The 25,300-nt window shown below is 64.8% G+C and carries 20 protein-coding genes; 12 read left to right on the forward strand and 8 right to left on the reverse strand.

Features of this window, described 5'->3' with window-relative positions:
- Nucleotides 1-544: 544 nt before the first annotated feature.
- From U5A58_RS20050 to U5A58_RS20090, 9 genes are all read left to right on the forward strand, one after another.
- Nucleotides 545-2,458 (forward strand): PAS domain S-box protein, encoded by a 1,914-nt coding sequence (locus tag U5A58_RS20050; RefSeq protein ID WP_321962735.1) that lies wholly within the window; start codon nucleotides 545-547, stop codon nucleotides 2,456-2,458.
- Between the two features lie 310 nt (nucleotides 2,459-2,768).
- On the forward strand, nucleotides 2,769-3,710 hold the full coding sequence (locus U5A58_RS20055; protein ID WP_321962736.1) for a MurR/RpiR family transcriptional regulator: 942 nt from the start codon (nucleotides 2,769-2,771) through the stop codon (nucleotides 3,708-3,710).
- The gene (locus U5A58_RS20060) at nucleotides 3,707-4,702 is read left to right on the forward strand and encodes an isoaspartyl peptidase/L-asparaginase (protein WP_321962737.1); all 996 of its coding nucleotides are present in this window, start codon (nucleotides 3,707-3,709) and stop codon (nucleotides 4,700-4,702) included. Before U5A58_RS20055 ends, U5A58_RS20060 begins: the two co-directional genes overlap by 4 nt.
- Before the next feature lie 47 nt (nucleotides 4,703-4,749).
- The gene (locus tag U5A58_RS20065) at nucleotides 4,750-6,651 is read left to right on the forward strand and encodes a dipeptide ABC transporter ATP-binding protein (RefSeq protein ID WP_321962738.1); all 1,902 of its coding nucleotides are present in this window, start codon (nucleotides 4,750-4,752) and stop codon (nucleotides 6,649-6,651) included.
- Between the two features lie 108 nt (nucleotides 6,652-6,759).
- Nucleotides 6,760-8,283, forward strand: a complete 1,524-nt coding sequence (gsiB, locus tag U5A58_RS20070) for a glutathione ABC transporter substrate-binding protein GsiB (protein ID WP_321915094.1) — start codon at nucleotides 6,760-6,762, stop codon at nucleotides 8,281-8,283.
- Nucleotides 8,284-8,352: 69 nt separating this feature from the next.
- Nucleotides 8,353-9,273, forward strand: coding sequence for a glutathione ABC transporter permease GsiC (gene gsiC / locus U5A58_RS20075; RefSeq protein WP_321915066.1), 921 nt, complete (start codon nucleotides 8,353-8,355; stop codon nucleotides 9,271-9,273).
- Nucleotides 9,274-9,280: 7 nt separating this feature from the next.
- Nucleotides 9,281-10,174: a glutathione ABC transporter permease GsiD gene (gsiD, locus tag U5A58_RS20080; protein ID WP_321962739.1), complete on the forward strand. Its 894-nt coding sequence runs from the start codon at nucleotides 9,281-9,283 to the stop codon at nucleotides 10,172-10,174.
- Complete coding sequence (locus U5A58_RS20085; protein ID WP_321962740.1) at nucleotides 10,171-11,247, forward strand: P1 family peptidase; 1,077 nt, start codon at nucleotides 10,171-10,173, stop codon at nucleotides 11,245-11,247. The genes gsiD and U5A58_RS20085 overlap by 4 nt, the downstream gene beginning before the upstream one ends.
- Entirely contained in the window at nucleotides 11,244-12,077 is an 834-nt protein-coding gene (locus U5A58_RS20090) for a M55 family metallopeptidase (protein ID WP_321962741.1), read from the forward strand. The genes U5A58_RS20085 and U5A58_RS20090 overlap by 4 nt, the downstream gene beginning before the upstream one ends.
- A gap of 102 nt (nucleotides 12,078-12,179) precedes the next feature.
- Here the strand turns inward: U5A58_RS20090 and glgX are convergent, their stop codons facing one another.
- From glgX to U5A58_RS20110, 4 genes are all read right to left on the reverse strand, one after another.
- Nucleotides 12,180-14,357: a glycogen debranching protein GlgX gene (gene glgX / locus U5A58_RS20095; RefSeq protein WP_321962742.1), complete on the reverse strand. Its 2,178-nt coding sequence runs from the start codon at nucleotides 14,355-14,357 to the stop codon at nucleotides 12,180-12,182.
- Between the two features lie 299 nt (nucleotides 14,358-14,656).
- A complete protein-coding gene (locus U5A58_RS20100; protein WP_321962743.1) occupies nucleotides 14,657-14,980 on the reverse strand; it encodes an antibiotic biosynthesis monooxygenase in 324 nt (107 codons plus the stop codon).
- Between the two features lie 145 nt (nucleotides 14,981-15,125).
- Nucleotides 15,126-16,661, reverse strand: a complete 1,536-nt coding sequence (locus U5A58_RS20105; RefSeq protein ID WP_321962744.1) for a methyl-accepting chemotaxis protein — start codon at nucleotides 16,659-16,661, stop codon at nucleotides 15,126-15,128.
- Nucleotides 16,662-16,897: 236 nt separating this feature from the next.
- The gene (locus tag U5A58_RS20110; protein ID WP_321962745.1) at nucleotides 16,898-17,305 is read right to left on the reverse strand and encodes a DUF6632 domain-containing protein; all 408 of its coding nucleotides are present in this window, start codon (nucleotides 17,303-17,305) and stop codon (nucleotides 16,898-16,900) included.
- A 420-nt stretch (nucleotides 17,306-17,725) separates the two neighbouring features.
- On the opposite strand from U5A58_RS20110, the gene U5A58_RS20115 reads away from it, so the two are divergent.
- Nucleotides 17,726-19,747, forward strand: a complete 2,022-nt coding sequence (locus tag U5A58_RS20115; protein WP_415774266.1) for a TonB-dependent receptor — start codon at nucleotides 17,726-17,728, stop codon at nucleotides 19,745-19,747.
- 23 nt (nucleotides 19,748-19,770) lie between these two features.
- Here U5A58_RS20115 and U5A58_RS20120 read toward each other — a convergent pair whose 3' ends face one another.
- The 4 genes from U5A58_RS20120 to U5A58_RS20135 are packed head-to-tail and all read right to left on the reverse strand — an operon-like array spanning nucleotide 19,771 to nucleotide 23,237.
- Nucleotides 19,771-20,940: an ABC transporter ATP-binding protein gene (locus U5A58_RS20120; RefSeq protein WP_321962746.1), complete on the reverse strand. Its 1,170-nt coding sequence runs from the start codon at nucleotides 20,938-20,940 to the stop codon at nucleotides 19,771-19,773.
- Nucleotides 20,937-21,590 (reverse strand): ABC transporter permease, encoded by a 654-nt coding sequence (locus tag U5A58_RS20125; RefSeq protein WP_158763271.1) that lies wholly within the window; start codon nucleotides 21,588-21,590, stop codon nucleotides 20,937-20,939. The genes U5A58_RS20120 and U5A58_RS20125 overlap by 4 nt, the downstream gene beginning before the upstream one ends.
- Before the next feature lie 10 nt (nucleotides 21,591-21,600).
- Nucleotides 21,601-22,524, reverse strand: coding sequence for a glycine betaine ABC transporter substrate-binding protein (locus U5A58_RS20130; protein WP_321962747.1), 924 nt, complete (start codon nucleotides 22,522-22,524; stop codon nucleotides 21,601-21,603).
- Nucleotides 22,521-23,237, reverse strand: coding sequence for an ABC transporter permease (locus U5A58_RS20135; RefSeq protein WP_321962748.1), 717 nt, complete (start codon nucleotides 23,235-23,237; stop codon nucleotides 22,521-22,523). The genes U5A58_RS20130 and U5A58_RS20135 overlap by 4 nt, the downstream gene beginning before the upstream one ends.
- Between U5A58_RS20135 and U5A58_RS20140 the strand changes: the two genes are divergently transcribed.
- Together U5A58_RS20140 and U5A58_RS20145 are read left to right on the forward strand one after the other, a co-directional pair.
- The gene (locus tag U5A58_RS20140; RefSeq protein WP_321962749.1) at nucleotides 23,236-23,547 is read left to right on the forward strand and encodes a hypothetical protein; all 312 of its coding nucleotides are present in this window, start codon (nucleotides 23,236-23,238) and stop codon (nucleotides 23,545-23,547) included. The two genes, U5A58_RS20135 and U5A58_RS20140, sit on opposite strands and share 2 nt — an antisense overlap.
- Nucleotides 23,548-24,140: 593 nt before the next feature.
- Complete coding sequence (locus U5A58_RS20145) at nucleotides 24,141-25,160, forward strand: M23 family metallopeptidase (protein WP_321962750.1); 1,020 nt, start codon at nucleotides 24,141-24,143, stop codon at nucleotides 25,158-25,160.
- The last annotated feature ends 140 nt before the right edge of the window (nucleotides 25,161-25,300 follow it).

Here is a 25,300-nt window from a genome sequence, read left to right on the forward strand (position 1 = left end):
TGCTGGCGCTGCGGCCAGCGGCATTGCGCGCCGCAGAGGCGACGCCAGTGGTCTGTTTCAGTCGCAGGGTTTGCGCAAGGGTTCTCATGGTGACACCGGAAAGGGTGGAGCTTTGCCCTTTTTACGGCGATGAAAAACCGTTGCTGAAGTCGCCAGACATCTTTTTTTTGAGGGCTTGATCGATTTCACAACGCGATAACCAACCGGTTAAAAATGGCATGTAATTCGGATGCCGAAGCAATCATGGCGTGACGATATCCGCGCGGTGAGAGGCATGAAGCGCCGTGGGCCGGGCCGCGCGGGCGGTAGGGGCATGAAGGCGGAAGGGCGTGATGATTGCGCAACTGCACGTATACCGAACGTTCGTGCGCTTAATTCCCGGCTTCTGCGTAAGGGAAATGCCTGGCGCAGAGGGCTGCGCAGCGCGCGTGCTTCGGACATTGCCGTGCTTCAGTTTTTGCGTGTTCCGGCCGTAAACCGAAGTGAGGCGCGCCGGTGCGGAACGCGCCACCCAACCGTATCCGCCCAGCCGGGACTCTCCACGATGATCACTGCTCCGCTTCCTCTGGATGAGGATGTGCGCCTTCGGGCGCTGCGGCAACTCGACATACTCGACACCGATCCCGAAGAGGCATTCGACCGCATCTCGCGGCTCGCCGCTTTCGCGTTCGACACGCCGATCGTGCTGATCTCGCTCGTGGACGAAGACCGCCAGTGGTTCAAGTCGCACCATGGGCTGGCCGCGTGCGAAACGCCGCGCAACGTGTCGTTCTGCGCGCACGCCGTGCTGAGCAAGCGCATGCTCGTGGTGGAAGACGCGCTGGACGACGAGCGCTTTCTGGACAACCCGCTCGTCACGGGCGCGCCGAACATCCGCTTCTATGCGGGCTCGCCGCTGCGTCTCGCCGACGGCCAGGTGGTCGGCACGCTTTGCCTCATCGACGAAAAGCCGCGCACGTTCGACGCGGCGCAGGGCGCGAAGCTCGCGGACTTCGCGCACCTGGTCGAACGCGAACTGGAGTTGCGCCGGCAGTTGAACCGCTCGCGCACGGCGCACGAGCGTGACCGCCGCTCGCTCGCCATCAGCGAGGCGCGCTTTCGGACCGTGTTTGAGCAAACGCCGATCGGCAAGGCCGTGGTCGGTCTCGACGGCCATTTTCTCGACGTGAACCAGAAGTTCTCCGAGATCATCGGCTACGACGAGAGCGAACTGCGTAGGCGCACGTTCGCTTCTGTCACGCACCCGGCCGATATTGCCGCCGATCTCGCACAAGTGGCCGAACTGCTCGCGGGACGCGCGGCCACGTATGCGATCGAAAAGCGCTACCTTCGGCCCGACGGCCAGGCCGTGTGGGTCAATCTCGCGGTGTCGCTCGTGCGCGACGTGGCGGGCACGCCGCTGCATTTCATCGCGGCCGTGCAGGAGATCACCGGCCGCAAGAAGAGCGAAGAGGCGCTGCGCAACTATCACGTCGAGCTTGAAGCGCGCGTGCGTGAGCGCACGGCGGAGCTGCGGCGCAGCCGCGACGCGCTGCAGACGATCACCGACAACGTGCCCGCGCTGATCGCCGTGGTCGATCGCGATCTTCGCTACCAGTTCAACAACGAGACGTTCAAGCGCGTGTTCGGCGCGGAGCCGGCCGCGCTGCGCGGTCGCAGCCTGAGCGAAACGCTGCGCCCCGAAGTCTTCGCGCAGTTGCAGCCGCTCTTCGCGCGCGCACTCGCGGGCGAGCGCGTGACCTGCAACGAGGTGCGCTACCGGGGCGACTCCGAGCGCGTATGGTCGGCCACCTACATTCCGTGCCGGCGCGAGGGCAAGGTGACCGGCTTCTACGTGATGGCGCACGACGTGACCGAGCAGCGCCGCACCGAGCAACGCCTGCGCGAGGGCGCGCTGATCGACCCGCTCACGGGCCTCGCGAACCGGCGCGCGTTGCAGGAGGCGCTGTGCGAACTGCGCGCGAGCGGCAGCCCGTTCGCGCTCTTCTTCATCGACATGGATGGCTTCAAGGCGATCAACGACCGCTACGGCCACGATGTGGGCGACGCCCTGCTCAAAGAGACCGCGCGCAGGCTCGTCACCACCGTTCGCACGGGCGACGTGGTGAGCCGCCTGGGCGGCGATGAATTCGTGGTGGCGAGCCGCGGCGTGAGCGACGCGCGCACCGGCGAGCGTATTGCGGCGGCTATTTGCCGCGAGGTGTCGAAGGTCTTCGTCGCTGCGGGGCGCGTGATCGAAACGAGCGCGAGCGTGGGTGTCGTGCTGACCGGCGCGGCTGGGGCGGCGGGCAGGGTGGACGCCACCCATGCAGTGCTTTCCGTCGAGGCCGAGAACAAGGCGCTCGCCGACGATCCGCTTTGTCTGGCCGACGCCGCAATGTATGAAGCCAAGCGCGCGGGGCGTAATACGTGGCGGTTGGCGCCGGGCGCCAAGGCGATGGTGGCGTTGAATGCGTGAAGCGGCGCACGCCGTTTTCATGTGACTGATTCGATTGCCGCTGGCGCCATGCCGGCGGCAAGTTTCTTGTATCTTCCCAGCGTCTCGCCAGCAGGCGACGTGTCTTTCCGGCTTCTGCCGGGTTCTCCTCCCAAAATCCTGCATCGTGTCCGAGGCACGCGAGTTTGCGCCTCGTTGCGCCCGGTCAAGCTAGTTTCCGTTTAGCTTCTCTCGGATAGGGTAAACCCCGGGCGCGATGAAAATTAATTTTCACTAAGATCCGTTCATGTAATTTCATTTACGGACTCGCCGTCCTCACGCCGGCCCACGCATGCCAACCCGACCGTCCACTCCCGACACGCCCGAAGGCGAGATCGTCGCGCGCATTACCGCTGCGATGCCCGTTCTCACGCCCGGCCACCGGCGCATGGCCGAGTACGTGCTCGCGAACCTGTTCCATGCCGCGACGATGCGAATCGACGAACTCGCGGGCGCGGTGGGCGCTTCGGTGGCCACGGCCAACCGCTTCGCTCGCTCGCTCGGGTTCGACGGCTATCCGCAGTTTCGCGAGGCGCTCGTGCGCGGCTTCGAGGCCACGCTCGCGCCGGTCGAGCGGCTGCGCAGCGCGCAGGAATCGCCCACGAGCGGCGCCGAGTTGTTCGGCGCGTCGCTCGAGCAGGCCGAGTCGAACCTGCGCCTGTCGCGCCAGTCGATCGACAGCGCAGCGGCCGCCGCAGCCGTGGACGCGATTCTTTGCGCGCGCCGCGTGTACGTGATCGGCTCGGGCACGAGCGCGTTTCTCGCCGGGATCATGGAGAACGCGCTGCTGCCTTATCTGGACAACGTGCAGGCGCTCTCCTCGGTCGGCGGTCCCACGCATTCCGCGCGCCGGCTGCTCGGCGCGAACAAGGACGATCTCGTGATCGGCATTGCGTTTCCGCGCTACGTGGACGACACGATCAAGCTCTCGCGCCACGCCGCGAAGCTCGGCGCACGCGTGCTCGCGCTCACCGACAGCATCGACTCGCCGCTCGCGCGCTTCGCCGATCTCATGCTGCTGATCCGCTCCGAACGGCGCCTCGCGGCGAACTCGGAAGCCGCGGTGCTGGCTGTCATCGAAGCGCTGTGCGACGCCGTGGCGTTGCGCGCGAAAGATTCCGTCGTTGCCGCTGCGGCCATCACCGAATCGGTGCTGCCGTGGCTTTCCTCGACCTCGGCGCAGGCGAGCCCCGCGCCTTCGGCCCCGTCTTCCCCCACGAAAAAGAAGTCATGAAATCGAATGCAGTCATTGCCATTCACGGCGGCGCCGGCACGATCCTGCGCGCCTCGATGGCGCCCGAAGTCGAAGCCCAGTATCTCGAAGCGCTCAGCCGCATTCTCGCGGCCGGCCAGCGCATCCTGGCCGATGGCGGGAGCGCGCTCGACGCAGTTGAAGAAGCCGTGCGCCTGCTCGAAGACTGTCCGTTCTTCAACGCGGGCCATGGCGCGGTGTTCACGTCTGCCGGCACGCACGAACTCGACGCCTCGATCATGGACGGCCGCACGCTCGAAGCGGGCGCGGTGTGCTGCGTGAAGCGCGTGCGCAATCCCGTGCTGGCGGCGCGCCGCGTGCTGGAGAAGAGCGAGCACGTGCTCTTCACGGGCGAAGGCGCGGAGGCGTTTGCGGTGGCACAGGGCCTCGAATTTGTCGATCCCGGCTATTTCCACACCGACGCGCGCTATCGCCAGTGGCAACTCGCACGTGGCGAAGCGCGCGCGATGCTCGATCACGACGGGGCAACGCTTGAGGCGAAGGCCGCAGCAAAGGCAGCGGAAGAAAGCCTGCCGCACGAGCCGATCGACCCGAATCGCAAGTACGGCACGGTGGGGGCGGTAGCGCTCGACGCGCACGGCCACCTCGCGGCGGCGACGTCGACGGGCGGCATCACGAACAAGCAGGTGGGCCGCGTGGGCGACGCACCACTGATCGGCGCGGGCTGCTATGCCGACGACGCCACCTGCGCGGTGTCCACCACGGGCTCGGGCGAAATGTTCATGCGCATGGTCGCGGCCTACGACGTGGCGGCGCAAATGAAATATCGCGGTGTTTCGCTCTCCGAAGCGGCAACGAATGTCGTGATGGAGCAATTGCCGCGCATTGACGGCCGCGGCGGCCTGATCGCCGTGGACGCACAAGGCAACGTGGTCCTGCCGTTCAACACCGAAGGCATGTATCGCGGCTACGCGCGCGTGGGCGAAGCGCCCGTTGCGTCGATTTACGCTTAAGCGGCGCATCGCTTTGCACATCAAACGAAGGAATCCTCATCGTGCAGATGTCCTCGCACTCTCTTGATACCGCACTGGCCGGAGAAAAGGCCGCGTTGCCGCCGAACCGCGTGATCGACGTTCGTGATCTGCGCGTGTCGTTCAAGCGCGGCGCGAGCACGTTCGAAGCCGTGCGCAATCTGTCGTTCCACGTCGATCGCGGCGAGACGCTCGCCATCGTCGGCGAATCGGGTTCGGGCAAGTCGGTCACGTCGCTTTCGCTGATGCGGCTCGTCGAGCACGGCGGCGGCAGCATTGCGGGCGGCAGCATCGAACTGCGCCGGCGCAACGGCAGCGTGCTCGATCTCACGCGTGCGAGTGCATCGACCATGCGTTCGGTGCGCGGCGCGGACATTGCGATGATCTTCCAGGAGCCCATGACCTCGCTGAACCCCGTGTTCACGGTGGGCAACCAGATTAGCGAGGCGATCGCGCTGCATCAGCAGATGAACGCCTCGCAAGCGCGCGCCGAAACACTGCGCCTGCTCGACCTCGTGCGCATTCCCGAGGCGCGCCGCGTGATGGAGCGCTTCCCGCATCAGCTTTCGGGCGGCATGCGCCAGCGCGTGATGATCGCCATGGCGCTCTCGTGCAAGCCCGCGCTCCTGATCGCGGACGAACCGACCACGGCGCTCGACGTGACGATTCAGGCGCAGATCCTGCAGCTCATTCGCGGCCTGCAGGACGAGATGGATATGGGCGTGGTCTTTATCACGCACGACATGGGCGTGGTGGCCGAAGTGGCGGACCGCATTCTCGTGATGTACCGCGGCGAGAAAGTGGAAGAAGGTGCCTCCGATACGCTTTTTGCAGCACCTTCGCATCGCTACACACAGGCGTTGCTCGCCGCCGTGCCGAAGCTTGGCGCGATGCAGGGCACCGACTTGCCCGAGAAGTTCCCGCTGCTTTCGGTGAATGAAGCGGCACGCCCGGCCGCCGCCTCGAACCTCGCGGCGAACGCGCCGAAAACAGACGTCCCGCCGGTCCTGCGCGTGCGCGACCTCGTTACGCGATTTCCCGTGCGCAGCGGTCTGTTCGGCAAGGTCACGGGCCGCGTGCACGCGGTCGAGAAAGTCAGTTTCGATCTTCACGCGGGCGAAACGCTCGCGCTGGTGGGCGAATCCGGCTGCGGAAAATCGACCACGGGCCGCTCGTTGCTGCGCCTCGTGGAGAGCCAGAGCGGCACGATCGAGTTCGGCGGCCAGAACATCAGCACCCTCACCGGGCCCGCGTTGCAGACCTTGCGTCGCGACATCCAGTTCATTTTTCAGGACCCGTTCGCTTCGCTCAACCCGCGCCTCACGGTGGGCTTCTCGATCATGGAGCCGCTGCTCGTGCACGGCATCGCGAAGGGGGCGCAAGCGCAGGCGCGCGTGGAATGGCTGCTCGACCGCGTGGGCTTGCCGAAATCGGCGGCGGGGCGTTATCCGCATGAGTTCTCGGGCGGCCAGCGTCAGCGCATCGCCATTGCGCGCGCGTTGTCGATGAACCCGAAAGTCGTGGTCGCCGACGAGTCGGTGTCGGCGCTCGACGTTTCCGTACAGGCGCAGATCGTCAACCTCATGCTCGACCTGCAGCAGGAACTGGGCGTGGCGTACCTCTTCATCTCGCACGACATGGCCGTGGTGGAACGCGTGAGCCATCGCGTGGCGGTGATGTATCTGGGGCAGATCGTCGAGATCGGGCCGCGCCGCGCCGTGTTCGAAAACCCGCAGCATGCCTATACGAAGAAGCTCATGGGCGCGGTGCCGATCGCCGATCCGGCGCGCCGCCACGCGAAGCGCGTGCTGGCCGCCGACGAACTCCCGAGCCCGATTCGCGCCCCCGGCGACGAGCCGCAGGTGTTGCCGCTCGTGCCGGTCGGTCCCGGTCACTTCGTTGCGAAGCATCGGGTGGGCGGCGCTTACTGAATGCGCCATCGTGCGACGCAATCGTTTGCTTTTTAGCTGCATCATTTCGCTGAATCGTCAAGATTCATTGGTATGGAGACCTGATTGATGAATGAAGTCAAAGCATGGATGAAGGGCAGCGCGCTCGCACTCGCGCTGATCGCCGGCGCGACGGCTGCGCAAGCCGCCGAGCAGCGCGCCGTGATGGCCGTCGATTCGACGTTCTCGACGCTCGACCCGTACGACGCCAACGACACGCTCTCGCAGGCGGTGTCGAAGTCGTTCTACCAGGGCCTGTTCGGTTTCGACAAGGACCTGAAGCTCACCAACGTGCTGGCCACGAGCTATGAAGTGAGCGGCGACGGCCTCACCTACACGTTCAAGCTGCGCCAGGGGGTGAAGTTCCAGGACGGCACCGACTTCAATGCGGCAGCCGTGAAGGCGAACTTCGACCGCGTGACGGACCCGGCAAATCACCTGAAGCGCTACAACATGTTCCGCCGCATCGCGAAGACCGAAGTGGTCGATCCGTACACGGTGAAGGTCACGCTCAATGCGCCGTTCTCGGCGTTCGTGAACGTGCTCGCGCACCCGTCGGCGGTGATGATTTCGCCTGCGGCCATGAAGAAGTGGGGCAAGGATATCGGGCTGCATCCGGTAGGCACGGGCCCGTTCGCATTCGTGAAGTGGGACCCGGCGGGCGACCTCGTTGTGCACAAGTTCGACGGTTACTGGAAGAAGGGCTACCCGAAGATCGACGAGATCGACTGGAAGCCGGTGGCCGACAACAACACGCGCGCCGCGCTCATGCGCACGGGCGAAGCGGACTTCGCGTTCCGTATTCCGTTCGAGCAGGCGAGCGCGTTTCAGTCGAACCCGAAGGTGGACCTGATCGCCACGCCTTCGATCATCCAGCGCTATATCAGCCTGAACACCGCGAAGAAGCCGTTCGACAACCCGCTCGTGCGCCAGGCGCTGAACTACGCGATCAACAAGGACGCGCTCGCGAAGGTCGCGTTCGCGGGCTACGCGCTGCCTTCGGACGGCGTGCTGCCCCAGGGCGTGGACTATTCGGTCAAGCTCGGCCCGTGGCCGTACGATCCGGCCAAGGCGCGCGAACTGCTCAAGCAGGCGGGCTACCCGAACGGTTTCGAAACGACGTTGTGGTCGGCGTATAACAACTCGACCGCGCAAAAGGCCATTCAGTTCGTGCAGCAGCAACTCGCGCAAGTGGGCGTGAAGGCGAACGTCGAAGCGCTGGAAACGGGCACGGCAGTGGCGCGCGTGGAAAGCGCACAAGACGCGGCATCGGCGGGCGTGCGCATGTACTACATCGGCTGGTCGTCTTCCACGGGTGAAGCGGACTGGGGCATCTCGCCGCTGCTCGCTTCGGCATCGTGGCCGCCCAAGCTCATGAACACCGCGTACTACAAGAACCCCGCTGTCGATGAGGACCTCGCGAAGGCGCTCGAAACGACGGACCGCGCGCAAAAAACGGCGCTCTACACCGACGCGCAAAAGCGCATCTGGGCCGACGCGCCGTGGGTGTTCCTCGTGAAGGAAAAGGTCGTGTACGCCCGCAGCAAGCGCCTGGCCGGCGCGTATGTGGCGCCGGACGGCTCGTTCAACTTCGACGAGATCTCGATTCGCTAATGCGTTGCGCGGCGCGCCGGAACATTCGAGTCCGGCGCGCCGCGCACGCCCCGATGCAGTAACGCGCTTATGTTGAATTTCATTGTCAAACGCTCGCTGGGTCTCCTGCCGACGCTCCTGATCGTCGCGATCCTGGTGTTCCTGTTCGTGCACTTGCTGCCGGGCGACCCGGCGCGCCTCGCGGCGGGTCCCGAGGCGGACGACGCCACGGTTGCGCTCGTGCGCGCCGATCTCGGCCTCGACCAGCCGCTGCCGCAGCAGTTCCTCCACTTTTTCGTGCGCATCGCCCACGGCGACTTCGGTGTTTCGATGCGCAGCAAGCGCCCGGTCATCACCGAAATTAGCGAGCGTTTCATGCCCACGCTGCTGCTCACGCTCACCAGCATGGTCTGGGCCGTGGTGTTCGGCATGGCCATCGGCATCGTCTCGGCCGTGTGGCGCAATCGCTGGCCCGATCGCATCGGCATGGCGCTCGCGGTGTCGGGCATTTCGTTTCCGGCTTTCGCGCTCGGCATGGCGCTCATGGAACTGTTCTCGGTGCACCTTGGCTGGCTGCCCGTGGTGAGCGACGGTTCGTGGCGCAGTTACGTGCTGCCTTCGATTACGCTCGGCGCGGCCGTGGCCGCCGTGATGGCGCGCTTCACGCGCGCATCGTTCGTCGAAGTGCTCAACGAAGACTTCGTGCGCACGGCGCGTGCGAAGGGCGTGGCCGAGCAATGGGTGGTGATCAAGCATTGCCTGCGCAACGCGATGATTCCCGTCGTCACGATGATGGGCCTGCAGTTCGGCTTCCTGCTGGGCGGCTCGATCGTCGTGGAGGTGGTGTTCAACTGGCCGGGCCTCGGGCGGCTGCTCGTCGATTCGGTTGCGATGCGCGACTACCCTGTGATTCAGGCCGAAGTGCTGCTGTTCTCGCTCGAGTTCATCGTCATCAATCTGATCGTGGACGTGCTGTACGCGGTCATCAATCCGACCATTCGATTCAGGTGAGCACGCCATGAGCACGACTCAAAACGTTGTCGTACGCGCCCAGGACGAGGCGATCCGCACGCCGTGGCGCGAGTTCTGGCGCAAGTTCCGCAAGCAGCATGTCGCGCTTGGCGCAGGCGCCTTCGTGCTGCTGCTGGTGGTGATCGCGGTGTTCGCGCCGCATATCGTGCCGTACGACCCGGAAAATTACTTCGACTACGACTCGCTCAATGCGGGTCCCTCTGCGGCCCACTGGTTCGGCGTGGACGCGCTCGGCCGCGATATTTTCAGCCGCATTCTCGCGGGCACGCGTATCTCGCTCGCGGCGGGCTTTCTTTCGGTGGCGCTCGGCGCCGTGGTCGGCACGTTCTTCGGCTTGCTGGCGGGCTACTACGAAGGCTGGTGGGACCGCATCACCATGCGCGTGGCCGACGTGTTGTTCGCATTCCCAGGCATTCTGCTCGCCATCGGCGTGGTGGCGATTCTCGGCAACGGCATGATCAACGTGGTGTGCGCCGTGGCCGTGTTCAGCATTCCGGCGTTCGCACGCCTCGTGCGCGGCAACACACTCATGCTCAAGCACCTCACGTATGTCGAGGCCGCGCGCAGCATTGGCGCGTCGGACTGGACGATCATCATGCGGCACATTCTGCCGGGCACGGTGTCGTCCGTGGTCGTGTATCTGACCATGCGTATCGGCACCTCGATCATCACGGCGGCGAGCCTGTCGTTCATCGGCCTCGGCGCGCAGCCGCCCACGCCGGAGTGGGGCGCCATGCTCAACGAGGCGCGCGCGGACATGGTCACGTCGCCGCATATCGCGCTGTTCCCGAGCCTCGCGATCTTCCTCACCGTGCTCGCATTCAATCTGCTGGGTGACGGCCTGCGCGACGCGCTCGACCCGAAACTGGACCGCGCATGAGCAAGAATCGCGGAGATGCCGCGCCGCATATCGGCACACTGGCGAGCGGTGCGACGGGAACGATTGCCGATGTGAGCGGCGTGCGCGTGGGTCACTGCACGCTCGACGCGGGCGATGTGCAAACGGGCGTGACCGTGGTGATGCCGCACGCGCGCGACCTCTTTCGCGAGAAGGTGCCGGCGAGCGCTTGCGTGATCAACGGATTCGGCAAGAGCATCGGGCTCATGCAGCTCGAAGAGCTGGGTGTGCTCGAAACGCCGATTGCGCTGACCAATACGTTCGGCGTGGGCGCGCTTGCACAAGCGCAGATTCGTGCGGCGGTCGCGGCGAACCCGCAGATCGGGCGCGGCCTGCCGACCGTCAATCCGCTCGTGTTTGAATGCAATGACGGCTATCTGAACGATCTTCAGGCGCTGGCGGTGACCGAGGCACACTATGTCGCTGCCTGCTCTGCTATGAGCGCTGACTTTGCGCGCGGCAGTGTCGGCGCGGGCCGTGGCATGTCGAGCTTCGACCTGAAAGGCGGCATTGGCACGGCGTCGCGCGTGGTAATGACCGCGGGCGCGCAGTACACGGTGGGCGCACTCGTGCTGGCGAACTTCGGCCGCTTGCCCATGCTGACGATCGATGGCGTGCCTGTGGGGCGCGAACTTGCGGCGCGCGCGGCGTCGAATCGCGCGGCACAGGCGCCCGAAAAGGGGTCAATCATCATGTTGACCGCCACGGATGCGCCGCTCGACTCGCGGCAGCTTCGGCGCGTGTCGATGCGCGCGGCAGCGGGCCTCGCGCGCACGGGCTCCGTGTATGGACACGGCAGCGGTGATGTTTCACTGGCGTTCAGCACCGCATACACACTGGCGCACGACGCGCCAACCTACGCGTTGCCGCCCTTGCTCGCCGACTCGCAACTCGATCCACTGTTTCAGGCCAGCGCCGATTGCGTCGAGCAAGCGATTCTCGACGCCTTGTGGAGCGCAAGCACCGTGCAGGGCCGCGATGGCCACGTGCGTCTCGCGCTGCGCGAAGCCGTGCCCGATCTCGCCGATCTGCTTTCAGGCGGGGCGCAAGCGTGAAGGTACTGATTTCCGTCGATATCGAAGGCATAGGCGGTGTGTTCAACGTTCAGCAAACGCGCGCCGGCAATCCCGAGTACGAACGCGCCCGCTGCTGGATGACGCTCGAAGCGAACGCGGCCGTGGAAGGCGCGTTCGCGGGCGGCGCAAGCGAAGTGTGGGTCAACGACTCGCATGGCGGCTTCAACAACCTGCTGCTCGACGAGATCGATGCGCGCGCACGCGTCATACTCGGCAAGCCGCGCACGCTCGGCATGATGGCGGGGCTCGAACAAAGGCCCGCGCTCGTTTTCATGATTGGCTATCACGCCATGGCGCAAAGCCGCGGCATGCTTGCGCATACCATCAATAGTTTTGCGTTCGCACGCGTGCTCGTGGATGGCGTCGAAACGGGCGAGGCGGGGCTGTACGGCGCGCTTGCGCAGGAATACGGCGCACGGGTGGCGCTCCTGAGCGGCGACGATGTGTTCGAACGCGAAACGCGGCCCGTTTTTCCCGAGGCGAAGTTCGTGGTGGTGAAGCACGCCGGCGGCCACGCGAGCGGCGATCTGCTGACGCCTGCCGCGAGCCGCGAGCGGATTCGCGACGCCGCACGCGAAGCCGTGGGGCAGATCGCGAGCGACGGCGCGTGGTGGGACCGCGCCTGCGCGGCGCCACGTGTGCGCACGTGCGAACTGCATACACAGACCCCTGCGCTTGCGGATCTCTTTTCGCAGTGGCCAAGTGTCGAGCGCGCGGCGGGCAGCGTGATCCGGTTTGTGGCGCCAACCGCCGAGTACCTCGTGCGCACGCTCAATAGTTTGTCGGCGATGTCGGCGGTCTTGCGGTGAGGCAACTGTCGTTCGCTTCATAGTGCAACTAACTGTCAGCCCCGCCACGCGTTGCCCAACGGACCGGCGGCTTCGCCGCCAGTCCGCGAAAAAGCCTGCCATTCATCCCGTGAGATTTTCCTCCAGCCTGGCGAACACGCGTTGCGTCGCGCCGCGCGCATGCAGTGCGAACAACAGCAGCGAGCGCCCCGTGACCTGGTAAATATCGCCGGCTTCGAATTCGGGCAACTCGTCGCGCACAGGCATGTTCGTGTCGATGAGGCAGTTCCACTGATCGTTGCCCGGCACGGAGGGCAGCGTGAATTCCACCACGTCGTGGTAGGCGTTGAACACGATGAGCATGGTCGCATCCGAGGCGAGGCGCATGATGCCGCTCGTTTGCGAGCGCCCATCAATCAGCATGCCGAAGCAACGCATGGCGGGATCGTCCCACTGCTCATGGGCGAGCGGCACGCCCGCGGGCGAAAGCCATTCGACGTCGGTGACGTCGAGCGTGGCGTTGTGCTCGCCGATCAGAAAGCGGTTGCGGCGCAGCACCGGCAGCGCATGGCGCAGTGCAGTGAGCTTGCGCACGAAGTCGGCGAGAGCGCGGCCCGTGTCGCCGATGCCCTCCCAGTCCACCCAGCTCACCTCGTTGTCCTGGCAGTACGCATTGTTGTTGCCGCGCTGTGTGCGGCCAAACTCGTCGCCCGCCAGCAGCATGGGCGTGCCCTGCGAGAGCAGCAGCGTGGCGAGGAAGTTGCGCTTCTGGCGCTCGCGCAGCGCGCGGATTTCGGGGTCGTCGGTCGGGCCTTCCACGCCGCAGTTCCATGAGAGATTGTCGCCGTGGCCGTCGCGGTTCTCCTCCCCGTTGGCCTCGTTGTGGCGCTCGTTGTACGACACCAGATCGTTCAGTGTGAAGCCGTCGTGCGCCGTGACGAAGTTCACGCTGGACCAAGGCCGCCGGCCGCGCCGGTTGAAGCTGTCGCCCGAGGCGCATAGGCGCGTCGCGAGTTCGGGGGCCATGCCTTCGTCGCCTTTCCACCAGGCACGCGTGGTATCGCGAAAGCGGTCGTTCCACTCCATCCAGCCGGGCGGGAAGCCGCCCACCTGATAGCCGCCGGGCCCGCAGTCCCATGGCTCGGCAATCAGCTTCACGCTCGAGAGAATCGGGTCCTGCCGGCAGCTGTCGAGAAAGCCGCCGCCTTCGTCGAAGCCGTAGGGCTCGCGCCCGAGGATCGTCGCGAGGTCGAAGCGGAAACCATCCACGCCCATTTCGAGCACCCAGTAGCGCAGGCTGTCCGTGACCATCTGCAGCACGCGCGGGTGCGAGAGGTTGAGCGTATTGCCCGTGCCGGTGTCGTTGATGTAGTAGCGTCTGTCTTCAGGTAGCCGGTAGTACGAAGCATTGTCGATGCCTCTGAACGAGAGCGTGGGCCCGAGCTCGCTGCCTTCGGCCGTGTGGTTGTACACCACGTCGAGTATCACTTCGAGACCCGCCTGGTGCAGGCGGTCCACCATGTTCTTGAATTCGTCGATCGAGCCATGCGCGCCAACAGAGTAGCGCGGGTCCGGCGCGAAGAAGCCGATGGTGTTGTAGCCCCAGTAGTTCGTGAGCCCCCGTTCGAGCAGATGCGAATCGTTCACGAAGGTATGAACGGGCATTAGCTCCACGGATGTCACGCCAAGCCCGCGGATATATTCGAGCACCGGCGTTTGTGCGAGTCCCGCGAAGGTGCCGCGCTCTTCGGGCGGCACGTCGGGATGGCGGATCGTGTAGCCGCGCACATGCGTTTCGTAGATGATCGTGCGCTCGCGCGCTACGCGCTCGCGCATCGGGTGGTGCCAGATGAAGCCCTGATCGACCACGCGGCAGCGCGGCACATAGCGCGCGCTGTCGCGCGTATCGAACGAGAGATCGCCGTCGGGGCTGCCGATGGTGTAGCCGAACACGGCGGGATGCCAGCGCAGCGCGCCCACGTGCGCCTTCGCATAGGGATCGAGCAGCAGTTTGTTCGGATTGAAGCGATGGCCCGCCTGCGGCTCGTAAGGCCCATGCACGCGATACCCATAGATGGCGCCCGGTTCGAGGTCGGGCAGATACACGTGCCACACCTCGTCGGTGTATTCGGGTAACTCGATGCGTTCGAGCTCGCGCAGGCCGTTCTTGTCGAAGAGACATAACTCGACCTTCGTGGCGTTGGCGGAGAAGAGCGCGAAGTTCACGCCGCGTCCGTTCCAGGTGGCGCCGAGTGGAAACGGCTGTCCTTCTACGATGCGGGTAGCGGTCTTTTTCTTCATGGGCTCGTCGGTGGGGGACGCGGTGGTGCGCGCTTCCAACGCCGTTGCGCGCAAGGACGGGGGCTTCTGTCAAGCAAGGTTCGGGCCTAAGCGCGCGCTGAGCAACGCGCTGCAGGGGAAGGCAAGGAGGGGAGAGTGGTACGCGCGGGGCGCAGCGGCATTTTTTTCAGCCGTCGATCGCCGCGTGAATCGTGCCGCGCGTTGCCGCGCGAGGAGGCGGCGCGCGCTGCGAGCGTGTAGCTTTGGCGCAGCGCGTGCACGGATTTACCGATAGGGTGGCGTGACTTTGCGTGCGCCGCTTACTTCACGGTCTGCACCACTTCGAAGCCTTCGAATTCGGGGTGGCTCAGGTAGACCGGACGGTTTGCGCCGCCTGCGTTGCCCGCGTTTCTGTGCGCCGCGCGGAAAGCTTCGGAGCGCGTCCAGTCTTCGAAGTGCTGGTGGCTCGCCCAGATCGTGTGACTCGCGTAGAGCACGTGGTCTTCGCGTTGCGGGCCTTTGAGCAGATGAAATTCGATGAAGCCGGGCACTTCTTTCAAGTGCGTGTCGCGCGTGGCCCAGACTTCCTCGAATGCGGCCTCGGAGCCCGGTGCGACCTTGAAGCGGTTCATGGCGATATACATGCGGCGTTCCTCTTCGCGTACGAAAACTCGATCAAGCGCGGCGGCGGGACAAAGTCTGTGTTCCTCCTTGCCCGCCGCAGCTTCGATTTCCGATTATAAGAGGCCGCGAAGGCGCTCGCGCCGCATCCGTACGTCAGCTTGCGCCTCAGGCGACGCGAAACACCTGCACAGTGCCGGCGAGCTTGGTGGACTGCGTGTCGAGCGCCTGGGCCGCAGCCGTCACCTGCTCGACGAGCGCTGCGTTTTGCTGCGTGACTTCGTCCATCTGCGTGACGGCGGTATCGACTTGCTCGATGCCGCTTTGCTGCTGCTCCGAGGCCGAGGCGATCTCGTTCATGATGGCGGTGACGCGCTGCACCGACGTGTGCAACTCGGCCATCGTCGCGCCAGCCGTGGTAACGAGTTCCGTGCCGTGCGAAACGGTTGCCACCGAATTCGCAATGAGGTCCTTGATCTCCTTGGCCGCCGCGGCCGAGCGCTGCGCAAGCGAGCGCACCTCGCTCGCGACCACGGCGAAGCCACGCCCTTGTTCGCCCGCACGCGCGGCCTCGACAGCCGCATTGAGCGCGAGGATATTGGTCTGAAACGCAATGCCTTCGATGATGGCCGTGATCTCCGAGATCTTGTGCGAGCTGCCTTCGATCTCGCTCATCGTACTCACCACGTCCTGCACGACGTCGCTGCCGCGCGACGCCACGTTCGCTGCCGTTTGCGCGAGCGTGCTGCCCTGGCGCGCATTGTCGGTGTTCTGCTTCACCGCCGAGGTCAGCTCGTTCATGCTCGCGGCCGTTTCCTGGAGCGACGCGGCCTGTTCTTCGGTGCGCGCCGAGAGATCGATCATGCCCGCCGCAATCTGGCGCGTGGCCACCGAAACCGACTCGCTGCCCGTGCGCACCGCGCCCGTTACGGAGCCCAGCTCCTTGCGGGTCTTTTCGATGTTTTCGAGCAGCAGGCCCATTTCGTCGTGGCGCTGCGCGCGCACCGTCTGGCTGAGATTGCCCGAGGAGATTTCATTGAGGCTCGTGAGCGCGTAATTGAGCGGCTCCATGATCGCGCGGCGCAGCATCACCCAGCCAAGGCCCGCGCCGATCAGGCCGAGCGCGACCATCGCGGCGCTCACGCCCGAGAACAGATGGAAATTTGCTTCGGCCTCCTCATATCGCAGTTTCGCGTTGTTGTAGAGGTGCTGCTTGACCTCGTTGTTCGCGGCGCTCATGGCGCTGTAAAGGTCGGAGAGCTGCGTCATCGCGATGTTGTCGGCGCTGGCCTTGTCGCCCGATTCGAGTGCCTTCGTGAAGTCCGTTACCGCGTTGCGCATGGCCGTGCGCCGCTCGGTGGTCGCGGCGATCAGCGGCAACTCGTCGCTCTCGTGCGGCATTTGCGTGAACTTCGTCCACCACTCGTCGGAGTTCTGGAAGAAGCCGGCGGCGCGCTGCAACTGGTCGGGCACCGAGGGCGCGTCGGGGTGCAGCGCCACGCGGTCGAGCACGAGGCGCGTGCGCGCGATGAAGATCTCCGCGTTGTCGATGGCCGTGGATTCGGCGAGCTTGTTGCGATAGGTGTCGCGGTTGGCGCTATTGGCCTTTTCCGTGCTGATGAAGCCAAGAACGCCGGAAACCGTGAGCAGAAGGGCGAGAAGCGCGAACGTAAGGGCGATGCGCGCTCGAATGGTGAGTGTCATGCGTCTGTACCGTTTTGACCAAGGGCAACGCAAGCGGGGCGGCCCATCGGTGCAGGCTGCCGCCAACGGGCGTCACCTTACATATCGACAGCTGGCGGCCTGGATTTAGGGTGAACCCGAATATTTTTAAGTTACTACAGAATTCATGGGGTTTGTAATAATTACCGAACAGGTCGTTTGGAGGGCATTTGTTCGCGGCCATGTGCCGCGCAGAGGCCGCCAGGTTGAGCGCTGCGTCAATTCGTCCGCAAGCTCGATTGGGGCGGGACGCCCGCGCCCGCTGGCACGCGGCGCGGCGTGAGCGCGGCCAGCACGGCGGCAACGATGAAGAGCGCGGGCACGTCGCCGATCAAATGGCCGAGATGGCCGGGCGACATGAACGACTGGACCGTCATGATCGCGCCGTGCACGACGCTCGACCACACCGTGAACCAGATCAGGCTCAAATGCTCGAGCGGACGCCGTGCCGCGCGCATGAGAAACACGCCCAGCGTGGCGTAGATGCCGACGATCATCAGCGAGTAGTCCGAGTGGCCCGAGTGCCAGGCCCAGCCGGACGGCCAGAGCACCATCAACGGGTAGAAGCCAAAGGTGGCGATCGCGCCGACCGCGTAAAGGGCGGCGGAGAGGCTTTTGAGCCGCATCGAGTGATCCATGGCGCGCCCCCGTTGGGTCCGTCCGGCAGTATTGGGGAATATGCGCGCGTGCGGTGACGCGTGCAAGTCCGTTGCGATTAGCGCGTCAATTCACGCGACTTGGGGGTGCAATGGGCGACGTTTGCGGATATTTCGATCTTGCATTGCGGCGCTAGCTTGAAAGCCCTCCGTCAAAATTTCCTTCGCAATGAGTAATGTTATAACGTAACATTCGCGTCGAGCTGCAGCCACAACCCTGTGCGACGTACGTCCACCTCGGCCCCGGACGTTCGCCGCCCATCACTCCAACGACGCAAACAAGAAAACATCGTGGCGACCATCCCATTTACGTCCTTATCCGCGCTGCTGGCGGGGCTGCGCTTCGCGCGCGTCCTGCCGCTCGCTCCCTTGCCGCTCGCGCTTTGCGGTGTGCTCTCGCATGCCCAATCGCCCGGAACGAACGCCGCCGACACGCAGGCGGGCGGCGCGACACTCGCGCCGGTGTTCGTCACCGCGAACCCGCTCGGCAACACCGACCTCACCACGCCATCCACCGCGCTTTACGGCGATGCGCTCGTCCTGCGCCGCGCCAACTCGCTCGGCGAAACGCTCAACGGTCTGCCGGGTGTTTCGACGACGACCTACGGCCCGCTGGTCGGGCGGCCGATCATTCGCGGTATGGACGGCGACCGCATTCGCCTGCTGCAAAACGGCGTGGCCGCATTCGACGCCTCGTCGCTCTCATACGATCACGCCGTGCCGCAAGACCCGCTTTCGATCGAGCGTGTCGAGATCGTGCGCGGCCCGGCTGCGCTGCTGTACGGCGGCAACGCGATTGGCGGGGTGGTGAACACGATCGACAACCGTATTCCGCGCGAGCCGGTTTCGGGCGTGACGGGCGCCGTGGATGCGAGCTACGGCGGGGCGAACGACGCGCGCGCAGGCGCAGCCCAGGTGGAAGGCGGCAACGGCGGTTTCGCCTTCCACGTGGACGCGTTCGACCGCGACACGAGCAATCAGCGCATACCCGGCTACGCGCACTCGGCGCAGCAACGCGCGCTGGACGGCCCCGATGCCGCCGAGCCCTACGGCAGCATCCCGAACAGCGACGGCCGCTGGCACGGCGGCGCGGTCGGCTCGTCGTACACCTGGGCCGACGGCTACGCAGGCATCTCGTACAACGGGTTCGACGCGAACTACGGCTCGGTGGCCGAAGACGACGTGCGCCTGCGCATGCATCAGGACCACGTCGCGCTCGCCTCCGAAGTGCGCAACCTGCAGGGGCCGATCAGCCAGCTCAAGTTCGACTTCGGTTATACGGACTACGAACATCGCGAGATCGACAACGGCGAAACGAGCACGACGTTCCGCAATCACGGCTACGAAGCGCGGCTCGAGGCACGCCACGCGAAGCTCGGGCCGCTGGAGGGCGCGTTTGGCGTGCAGGTGAGCCAGAACACGTTCTCGGCATTGGGCGATGAGGCGCTCGTGCCGACCACGCAAACCACCAATGTCGCGCTGTTCGGTCTGGAGGAGTGGAATGTGACGCCGGCGCTCAAGCTGAGTCTGGGCGGGCGCATCGAACATGTGAAGCTCGATCCGGTGGCGGGCGAAGACGGCACAAAGTTCGCGGGCGCGCAATCGCGCGACTTCAACGCGGGCAGCCTCTCGGCGGGCGCGCTCTACAAGCTCACGCCGGTATGGTCGGTGGTGGGCAACGTCGCGTACACCGAGCGCGCGCCCACCTTCTATGAGCTTTATGCCAACGGCCCGCACGACGCGACCGGCCAGTACTTGATCGGCAACCCCGACGCGCAGAAGGAAAAGGCCATTTCCACGGATCTCTCGCTGCGCTATGCGAGCGGTGCGAACAAGGCGAGCGCGGGCGTGTTCTACAGCCGTTTTCGCAATTACCTCACGGAGTACAACACGGGCCGCCTCGTGAACGACGACGACACGCCCGTGCCCGCCGGCACCGCGGATGCGCTCAACGAGGCCGTTTATCGCGGCGTGCCCGCGGAGTTCTATGGCGTGGAACTGGAAGGGCGCTGGCGGGTGCTCGAGCGCGGCGCGCATCGTCTCGACGTTGGCTTGACCACCGACTACACGCACGCGCGCAACGCGGACACGGGCGCGCCGCTGCCGCGCATTGCACCGTTGCGCGCGACGCTAAACGCCGACTACGGCTACGGCCCGTTCGGCGCGCACGCCGAACTCGTGCACGCATGGGCGCAAAACCGCGTGCCCGAAGACGATTTGCCGACGGCAGGCTACACCACGCTTGCGCTGGCGCTCACGTACAAATTCCATGTGGGCGCAACGAACTGGCTAGCATACGTGCGCGGCGACAATCTCACGAATCAGGACGTGCGCTATGCGAGTTCCGTGGTGCGCGACATCGCGCCCGAGGGCGGGCGCAGCGTCATGGTCGGCCTGCGCACCACGTTCTAGCGCGTTTTGGCATGACCCGCCGCTCACGCGATGGCAGCCACCGGCCGCACCGCCGCGCCCGGTGGCTGTCCGGTCTGCTGCCGCGAGCGGCCCGAACTCAGATAGTCGGCGATCGAATCCTGCGTGATCTCGCCAACGTAGGCGCCTTCGGCGTCGAGCACCGGCATCCACGAGGCGCGGAACTGGTACATCTTCGAGAGCACGATGCGCAGGTTGTCGTCGACGGAAACCGTGGCCGGGAACGGCGTGATGCGTTCGCCGCACACGCCTTCGGCGCCGCGCGCGGCACGCCGCGCCACGAAGCCGAGCGCATGCCGCGCGTCGTCGAGCACGGTGAGGTAGCGGCAATCGGCTTCGTCCATCGCGGCGAACGCGTGGGCGAGCGGCGTGTTCATGCGTGCGGTTTCCGGTTGCGTGGCCGCGTCGCCGGCCTTCACGAGCAGCAGCCGCTTGAGCGTGCTGTCCTGACCCACGAACTGTGCGACGAAGTCGTCGTGCGGGCGCGCGAGCAAGGTATCGGGATGGTCGTATTGCACGAGCTTGCCGCGCCGGAATACGGCGATGCGGTCGCCCAGCTTGATCGCCTCGTCGATATCGTGGCTCACCATGATGACGGTCTTCTTCAGTTGCCGCTGCATCTGGAAGAACTCGTTCTGGATGGTTTCGCGATTGATCGGATCGACCGCGCCGAACGGCTCGTCCATGAGCAGGACGGGCGGGTCGGCGGCCAGCGCGCGTATCACGCCGATACGCTGCTGCTGCCCGCCCGAAAGCTCGCGCGGATAGCGCTTCAAATACAGCTTCGGGTCGAGCGCGACCATCGACATCAGTTCCGCCGCGCGCCCGGCACAGCGCTTCTTGTCCCAGCCGAGCAGGCGCGGCACGACCGTGATGTTCTCTTCGATCGTCATGTTCGGAAAGAGGCCGATCTGCTGGATCACATAGCCAATGCGGCGGCGCAGATCCACTTCGTTCAGGCCCGTGGTGTCCTCGCCGTTGATGAGCACGCGGCCCGCGGTCGGCTCGATCAGCCGGTTGATCATCTTGAGCGTGGTGGTCTTGCCGCAGCCCGAGGGGCCGAGGAACACACAGATCTCGCCTTCGGCCACCGAAAGGCTCACCGAATCGACGGCGCGCACGGCCTGGCCGTCTTTTTGCGTGAAGGTCTTCGTGAGTTGGTCGAGTTCGATCATGTCTTCTGTACTCCTTTTGGTGTCAATGCGCGCTGCAGCATCTGCAACAACAGGTCGGCGACGATCGCGAGCACGCTCACGAGCACCGCGCCCACGAGCAGCTTCATCATGCTGCTCTGGCCAATGGCGCGGATGATCAGCGTGCCGAGCCCGCCCGCGCCGATCACGGCGGCAATGGTCATCACGCCAATGTTCATGACGACCGCCGTGCGCACGCCCGCGAGAATCACGGGCACGGCCAGCGGCAGGTCGACGAGACGCAGGCGCTGCCACGACGTCATGCCAATGCCGGTGCCCGCTTCCTTGATGCCAGCGTCGACGTTGCGCAGCGCGAGGTACGTATTGCGCATGATGGGCAGCAGCGAATAGAGGAAGACCGCCGTGATGGCGGGCACCGCGCCAATACCCTGCCCGAAGCGCGAGAACACGGGAATCATGAGGCCGAATAGCGCGATGGAGGGCAGCGTGAGGATGATGGTCGCGAGCCCCAGCAGCGGCGCGGCGAGCCAGTCGTGGCGGCTGATCAGCACGCCGAGCGGCACGCCCGCAACAATCGCGCAGCCCACGGCAATGCCTACGAGGTACAGGTGCTGCAGCGTGAGTTGCAGCAGTTCGGGCCAGCTCGAAGCGAGATAGTCGAATACGTTCATGCAGGCTCCTTCAAGGCAGCGAATGCGTGCGCAGGAAATCCGCCGCCACTTCCTGGGCGGACTTGCCGTCCAGATCCACGGCCTTGTTCATGTCCTGCATCACGTCGTTGTTGAGAGAGGCGGAAAGCGCGTTGAGCTGCGCGGCCAGCTTCGGGTTGTGCTCCAGCACTTCCTTGCGCACCACGGGCGTGGCGTTGTAGGGCGGGAAGAAATGCTTGTCGTCTTCGAGCGGTACGATGCCGAAGCCTTTCACGCGCCCGTCCGTGGTGTAGACAAGGCCGATCTTCAACTGACTGTTATGCAGCGCCGTGTAGACGAGGCCAGGGTCCATCTGCTTCATCTGCGAGCGGCGGAAGCTCATGTCGTAGGTGGCGAGCAGGGGCTTGAGGCCGTCCGGGCGATTCGCGAACTCAGCGTCCATGCCGAACACGTAGCGCCTGGCTTGCGGGTCGGTCTTCAGCCGTTGCGCAAGCTGCGAGACGGTGGTGATGCCCGTTTCCCCCGCGAATTTGCTCGGCAGACCTAATGCATAGGTGTCGTTGAGCGGCGAGGCATTGAGCCAGACGAGGCCGCGCGGTGCGTCGAGCGCCTTCACGCGTTCGTACATCGCTTCGGGCGAGAGCTTTTCCGTTAGCTTGTCGTAGACGAGTGCCGCAGTGCCTGTGTAGTCCCATACGAGGTCGAACTGGCCATTTTCCAGTGCGCTGCGCATGAGCGTGCTGCCGAGGCCCGATCGCACTTCCACGGTGTAGCCGCGCGAACGCAGGTATTGCGCCGTGACTTCGGCGAGCACGTATTGCTCGGTGAAGTTTTTCGCGCCCAAAACGAGCTTCGGCTGCGCGAAAGCGGGCGTGCTGACGGCAACGAGCGTCGCGCCGAGCAAGAAGGCTTGAAGGAAGCGGCGCAGGCGTTGGAAGGGTGACGTGAGCATCATACGAGCCCTCCGTGACGCGAGAGCCACTGATGACTGCTGGCGGCGACCACGCCGTCGAGCACGAGCGCGAGCGCGGCGGTGAACGCGGCGCCGAGCAGCAGCAAGGGCTGATCGTTCAAATAGATGCCGGGGAAAATGAGCGAGCCGAGGCTGTCCGCGCCAATCAGATAAGCAAGCGGCGCCGTGCCCACGTTAATGGCGAGCGCGGTGCGCACGCCGCCCACGATAATGGGCAGCGCATTGGGCAGCTCCACGCGCGTGAGCGATTGCCATCCCGTCATGCCGATGCCGCGCGCGGCTTCGCGCAGCGCGCCCGGCACGTTTTTCACGCCTTCGTAAGTATTGCGCGTGACGGGCAGGAGCGACGCGAGAAAGAGGGCGACGATCGCAGGAATGTCGCCGATGCCGAACACGCCGAGCGCAATGGCCAGTACCGCGAGCGATGGAATCGTGTTGCCCACATTGAAGATCTGCATGAAGCGTTCGGCTTGGCGCGCGAAGCGCGGTCGACTAAGCAGCACGCCTGCGGGCACGCCAACCATGATGGCGAGCGCCATCGAATAGCCGACGAGCAGCAGGTGCCGCCCGGTGTAGTAGGCGAGGTCGCCTGCGTGGCTGTGCCACGTATCCGCGCCAATGGCGCGCGAGAGTGCCCACGCAAGGGCGGCAAGGGCGATCAGGCTGCCCGCGAGCAGGGCAGAGCGTCGAGTCATGAAGGTACGCCTCCTTGTTCTTGTGCCGCGCGGCGCAACGCTGCGCAGCGGGGACGCCCATGAAGATGCCGGGGGCGCCGCGAAGGAAGTTCGTGATCCCGGCATGGCCGCGATTGGAACCGACGAAAACAACGGACAAAAAAGCGGACGAAAGCCAGCCCGCCCGCGCACGATGGCTACGTGGCGGCAGTCGCGTGAACGCGCGATTCGCGTTCTTCTGGTTGTCATGTTCAGCTCAACGGCGTCGAGAAAATCGATGCGCGCTGAAGCAGGAAACCGCCTGATGGCGGCATGGATGCGAGGGCTTTAAGCCGCTACGCGAGGGCCGGAGGCCCGTTTGAATGGCGCTTGCGACACAGTGGTCCTTTAGCGTGGACCATGTGCCTCAATGCACACGAGAACGACTTCGTTGTGATCGAAACGAGATCAGTATAGAGCATTCGATTGGGTGCGTCTACCTTGGGGAACGATCGCGACTGAACGGATAACGGGCTTGATTGCATTCGGCGTGTCATTTCGGGAAATTAATAAGGTATCCAGATGAAATGATTTCGGTAGCATTTCCCGTTTTATAAAAGTGACAGAAAACTCGCGTACAGGTACGCATTTTCTGCGCCGTGGCATCTAGCAAGCGGCGTTCCCGGGAGCCATTGCTCAGCAAATCGGAAGAATGTTCTGCTCTTTGACCTGTCTTAAGTTTCGTTTAAGAAAGGGCATTTATTTTGAAGCGCTTCGCATCATCGATGCTCGCTAATCGAACGAAGCGGCCATCGATCTCACTTCCGATTTCACCTCGAGAAGCGCGGCGTTCGCTTGCGTTTCTCTGCTCTGCAATCCGTCATTCGATTCATGGCTTTTCGTGCAATAGCGGCCTCCCCGGGCTTCGCGGGGAAACTCATCGTTGTGTCTGCAATCGGTTTGACGAGCGCCGCGTGGCTTGCACATCGGCACGCGGGTGTTGCGACCGACGATCCGCTAACCGGCGCGGCGGCGGTGACGTCCGCCGCGCCGGCGCATGATGCGGCGTCGCAGGCGGCGGCGAGCGCGGCGCCCGCGAGCGAAACCGCGCCGGCGTTTCGTGTGGAAACCGCCGTGGTCGAGTACAGCTTCTCGGAGGCGGCCCAGCGCCTCGGCCTCGATGCGGCGACGACGGCCCGGCTGGCGCGCGCATTTTCGGGCCGGCTCGATTTCCGGCGCGATCTGCAACGCGGCAGCGAAATCCGCTTCGTGTTTCGCAACGATGCGAACGGCGCAAACGACGAAAACGGCGCAAAAGATTCAAACGGCGTGAGCGCTTCGAATGCCGGCGCGACACAAGACGCACAGTCTTCCCCCGACACGCCGGTTGCGATCCGCATCTCGAACGGCAACGTCTCGCACGATCTTTTTCTCTATCGGAACCTCGCGGGCAAGGCGTTTTACTATTCCGCCGATGGCCACGCGGCCATGCCGTCATTCTTGCGGTTTCCCGTGACGTTCACGCGCGTGTCTTCGCATTTCTCGCTGCGACGGCTCGATCCGGTCACGCACCGCATCCAGCCGCACGAAGGCGTCGATCTCGCGGCGCCCGTGGGCACACCGGTTCACGCGACCGCGCGCGGCACTGTGATGTTCGCCGGCTGGCAAACGGGCTACGGCAAGGTCGTGAAGCTCGACAACTTCGGCCCTTACTCCACGACCTTCGCGCATCTCTCGCGCTTTGCGAAGCATTTGAAGGTCGGGCAGACGGTGACCAAGGGGCAGGTGATCGGCTATGTGGGCGCGACGGGCTGGGCGACCGGTCCGCATCTGCACTACGAGGTGCACGTGGATCAGGTCGCGCAGGATCCGCTCACCGTCGACCTGCCGCATCGTGACCCCTTGCAGGGCGAGGACAAGCAGCGCTTCGCGCAGCAGGTCGCGCTGATGGACCCGTTGCTTTAGGTGCAACGATAGAAAGGTTGCCGCAAGGAAGCGCGCGGCCACGATTTGCCGATTTTCGATAACACGTCGATTAATGACCCAATAGCATGGTTTCACGCATCCGTGGCGGCCAGGGCTGGCTGCCCGGGCCATCCACAGGG

It is taken from the genome of Paraburkholderia sp. J7 (assembly GCF_905220155.1).
GTDB lineage: Bacteria > Pseudomonadota > Gammaproteobacteria > Burkholderiales > Burkholderiaceae > Paraburkholderia.

Excerpts from the sequence above, each read along its gene's own strand:
- U5A58_RS20050 (WP_321962735.1), top strand. The coding sequence starts at position 545 with ATGATCACTGCTCCGCTTCCTCTGGATGAGGATGTGCGCCTTCGGGCG.
- U5A58_RS20055 (WP_321962736.1), top strand. The coding sequence starts at position 2,769 with ATGCCAACCCGACCGTCCACTCCCGACACGCCCGAAGGCGAGATCGTC.
- U5A58_RS20060 (WP_321962737.1), top strand. The coding sequence starts at position 3,707 with ATGAAATCGAATGCAGTCATTGCCATTCACGGCGGCGCCGGCACGATC.
- U5A58_RS20065 (WP_321962738.1), top strand. The coding sequence starts at position 4,750 with ATGTCCTCGCACTCTCTTGATACCGCACTGGCCGGAGAAAAGGCCGCG.
- gsiB (WP_321915094.1), top strand. The coding sequence starts at position 6,760 with ATGAAGGGCAGCGCGCTCGCACTCGCGCTGATCGCCGGCGCGACGGCT.
- gsiC (WP_321915066.1), top strand. The coding sequence starts at position 8,353 with ATGTTGAATTTCATTGTCAAACGCTCGCTGGGTCTCCTGCCGACGCTC.
- gsiD (WP_321962739.1), top strand. The coding sequence starts at position 9,281 with ATGAGCACGACTCAAAACGTTGTCGTACGCGCCCAGGACGAGGCGATC.
- U5A58_RS20085 (WP_321962740.1), top strand. The coding sequence starts at position 10,171 with ATGAGCAAGAATCGCGGAGATGCCGCGCCGCATATCGGCACACTGGCG.
- glgX (WP_321962742.1), bottom strand. The coding sequence starts at position 14,357 with ATGAAGAAAAAGACCGCTACCCGCATCGTAGAAGGACAGCCGTTTCCA.
- U5A58_RS20100 (WP_321962743.1), bottom strand. The coding sequence starts at position 14,980 with ATGTATATCGCCATGAACCGCTTCAAGGTCGCACCGGGCTCCGAGGCC.
- U5A58_RS20105 (WP_321962744.1), bottom strand. The coding sequence starts at position 16,661 with ATGACACTCACCATTCGAGCGCGCATCGCCCTTACGTTCGCGCTTCTC.
- U5A58_RS20110 (WP_321962745.1), bottom strand. The coding sequence starts at position 17,305 with ATGCGGCTCAAAAGCCTCTCCGCCGCCCTTTACGCGGTCGGCGCGATC.
- U5A58_RS20120 (WP_321962746.1), bottom strand. The coding sequence starts at position 20,940 with ATGATCGAACTCGACCAACTCACGAAGACCTTCACGCAAAAAGACGGC.
- U5A58_RS20125 (WP_158763271.1), bottom strand. The coding sequence starts at position 21,590 with ATGAACGTATTCGACTATCTCGCTTCGAGCTGGCCCGAACTGCTGCAA.
- U5A58_RS20130 (WP_321962747.1), bottom strand. The coding sequence starts at position 22,524 with ATGATGCTCACGTCACCCTTCCAACGCCTGCGCCGCTTCCTTCAAGCC.
- U5A58_RS20140 (WP_321962749.1), top strand. The coding sequence starts at position 23,236 with ATGAAGGTACGCCTCCTTGTTCTTGTGCCGCGCGGCGCAACGCTGCGC.
- U5A58_RS20135 (WP_321962748.1), bottom strand. The coding sequence starts at position 23,237 with ATGACTCGACGCTCTGCCCTGCTCGCGGGCAGCCTGATCGCCCTTGCC.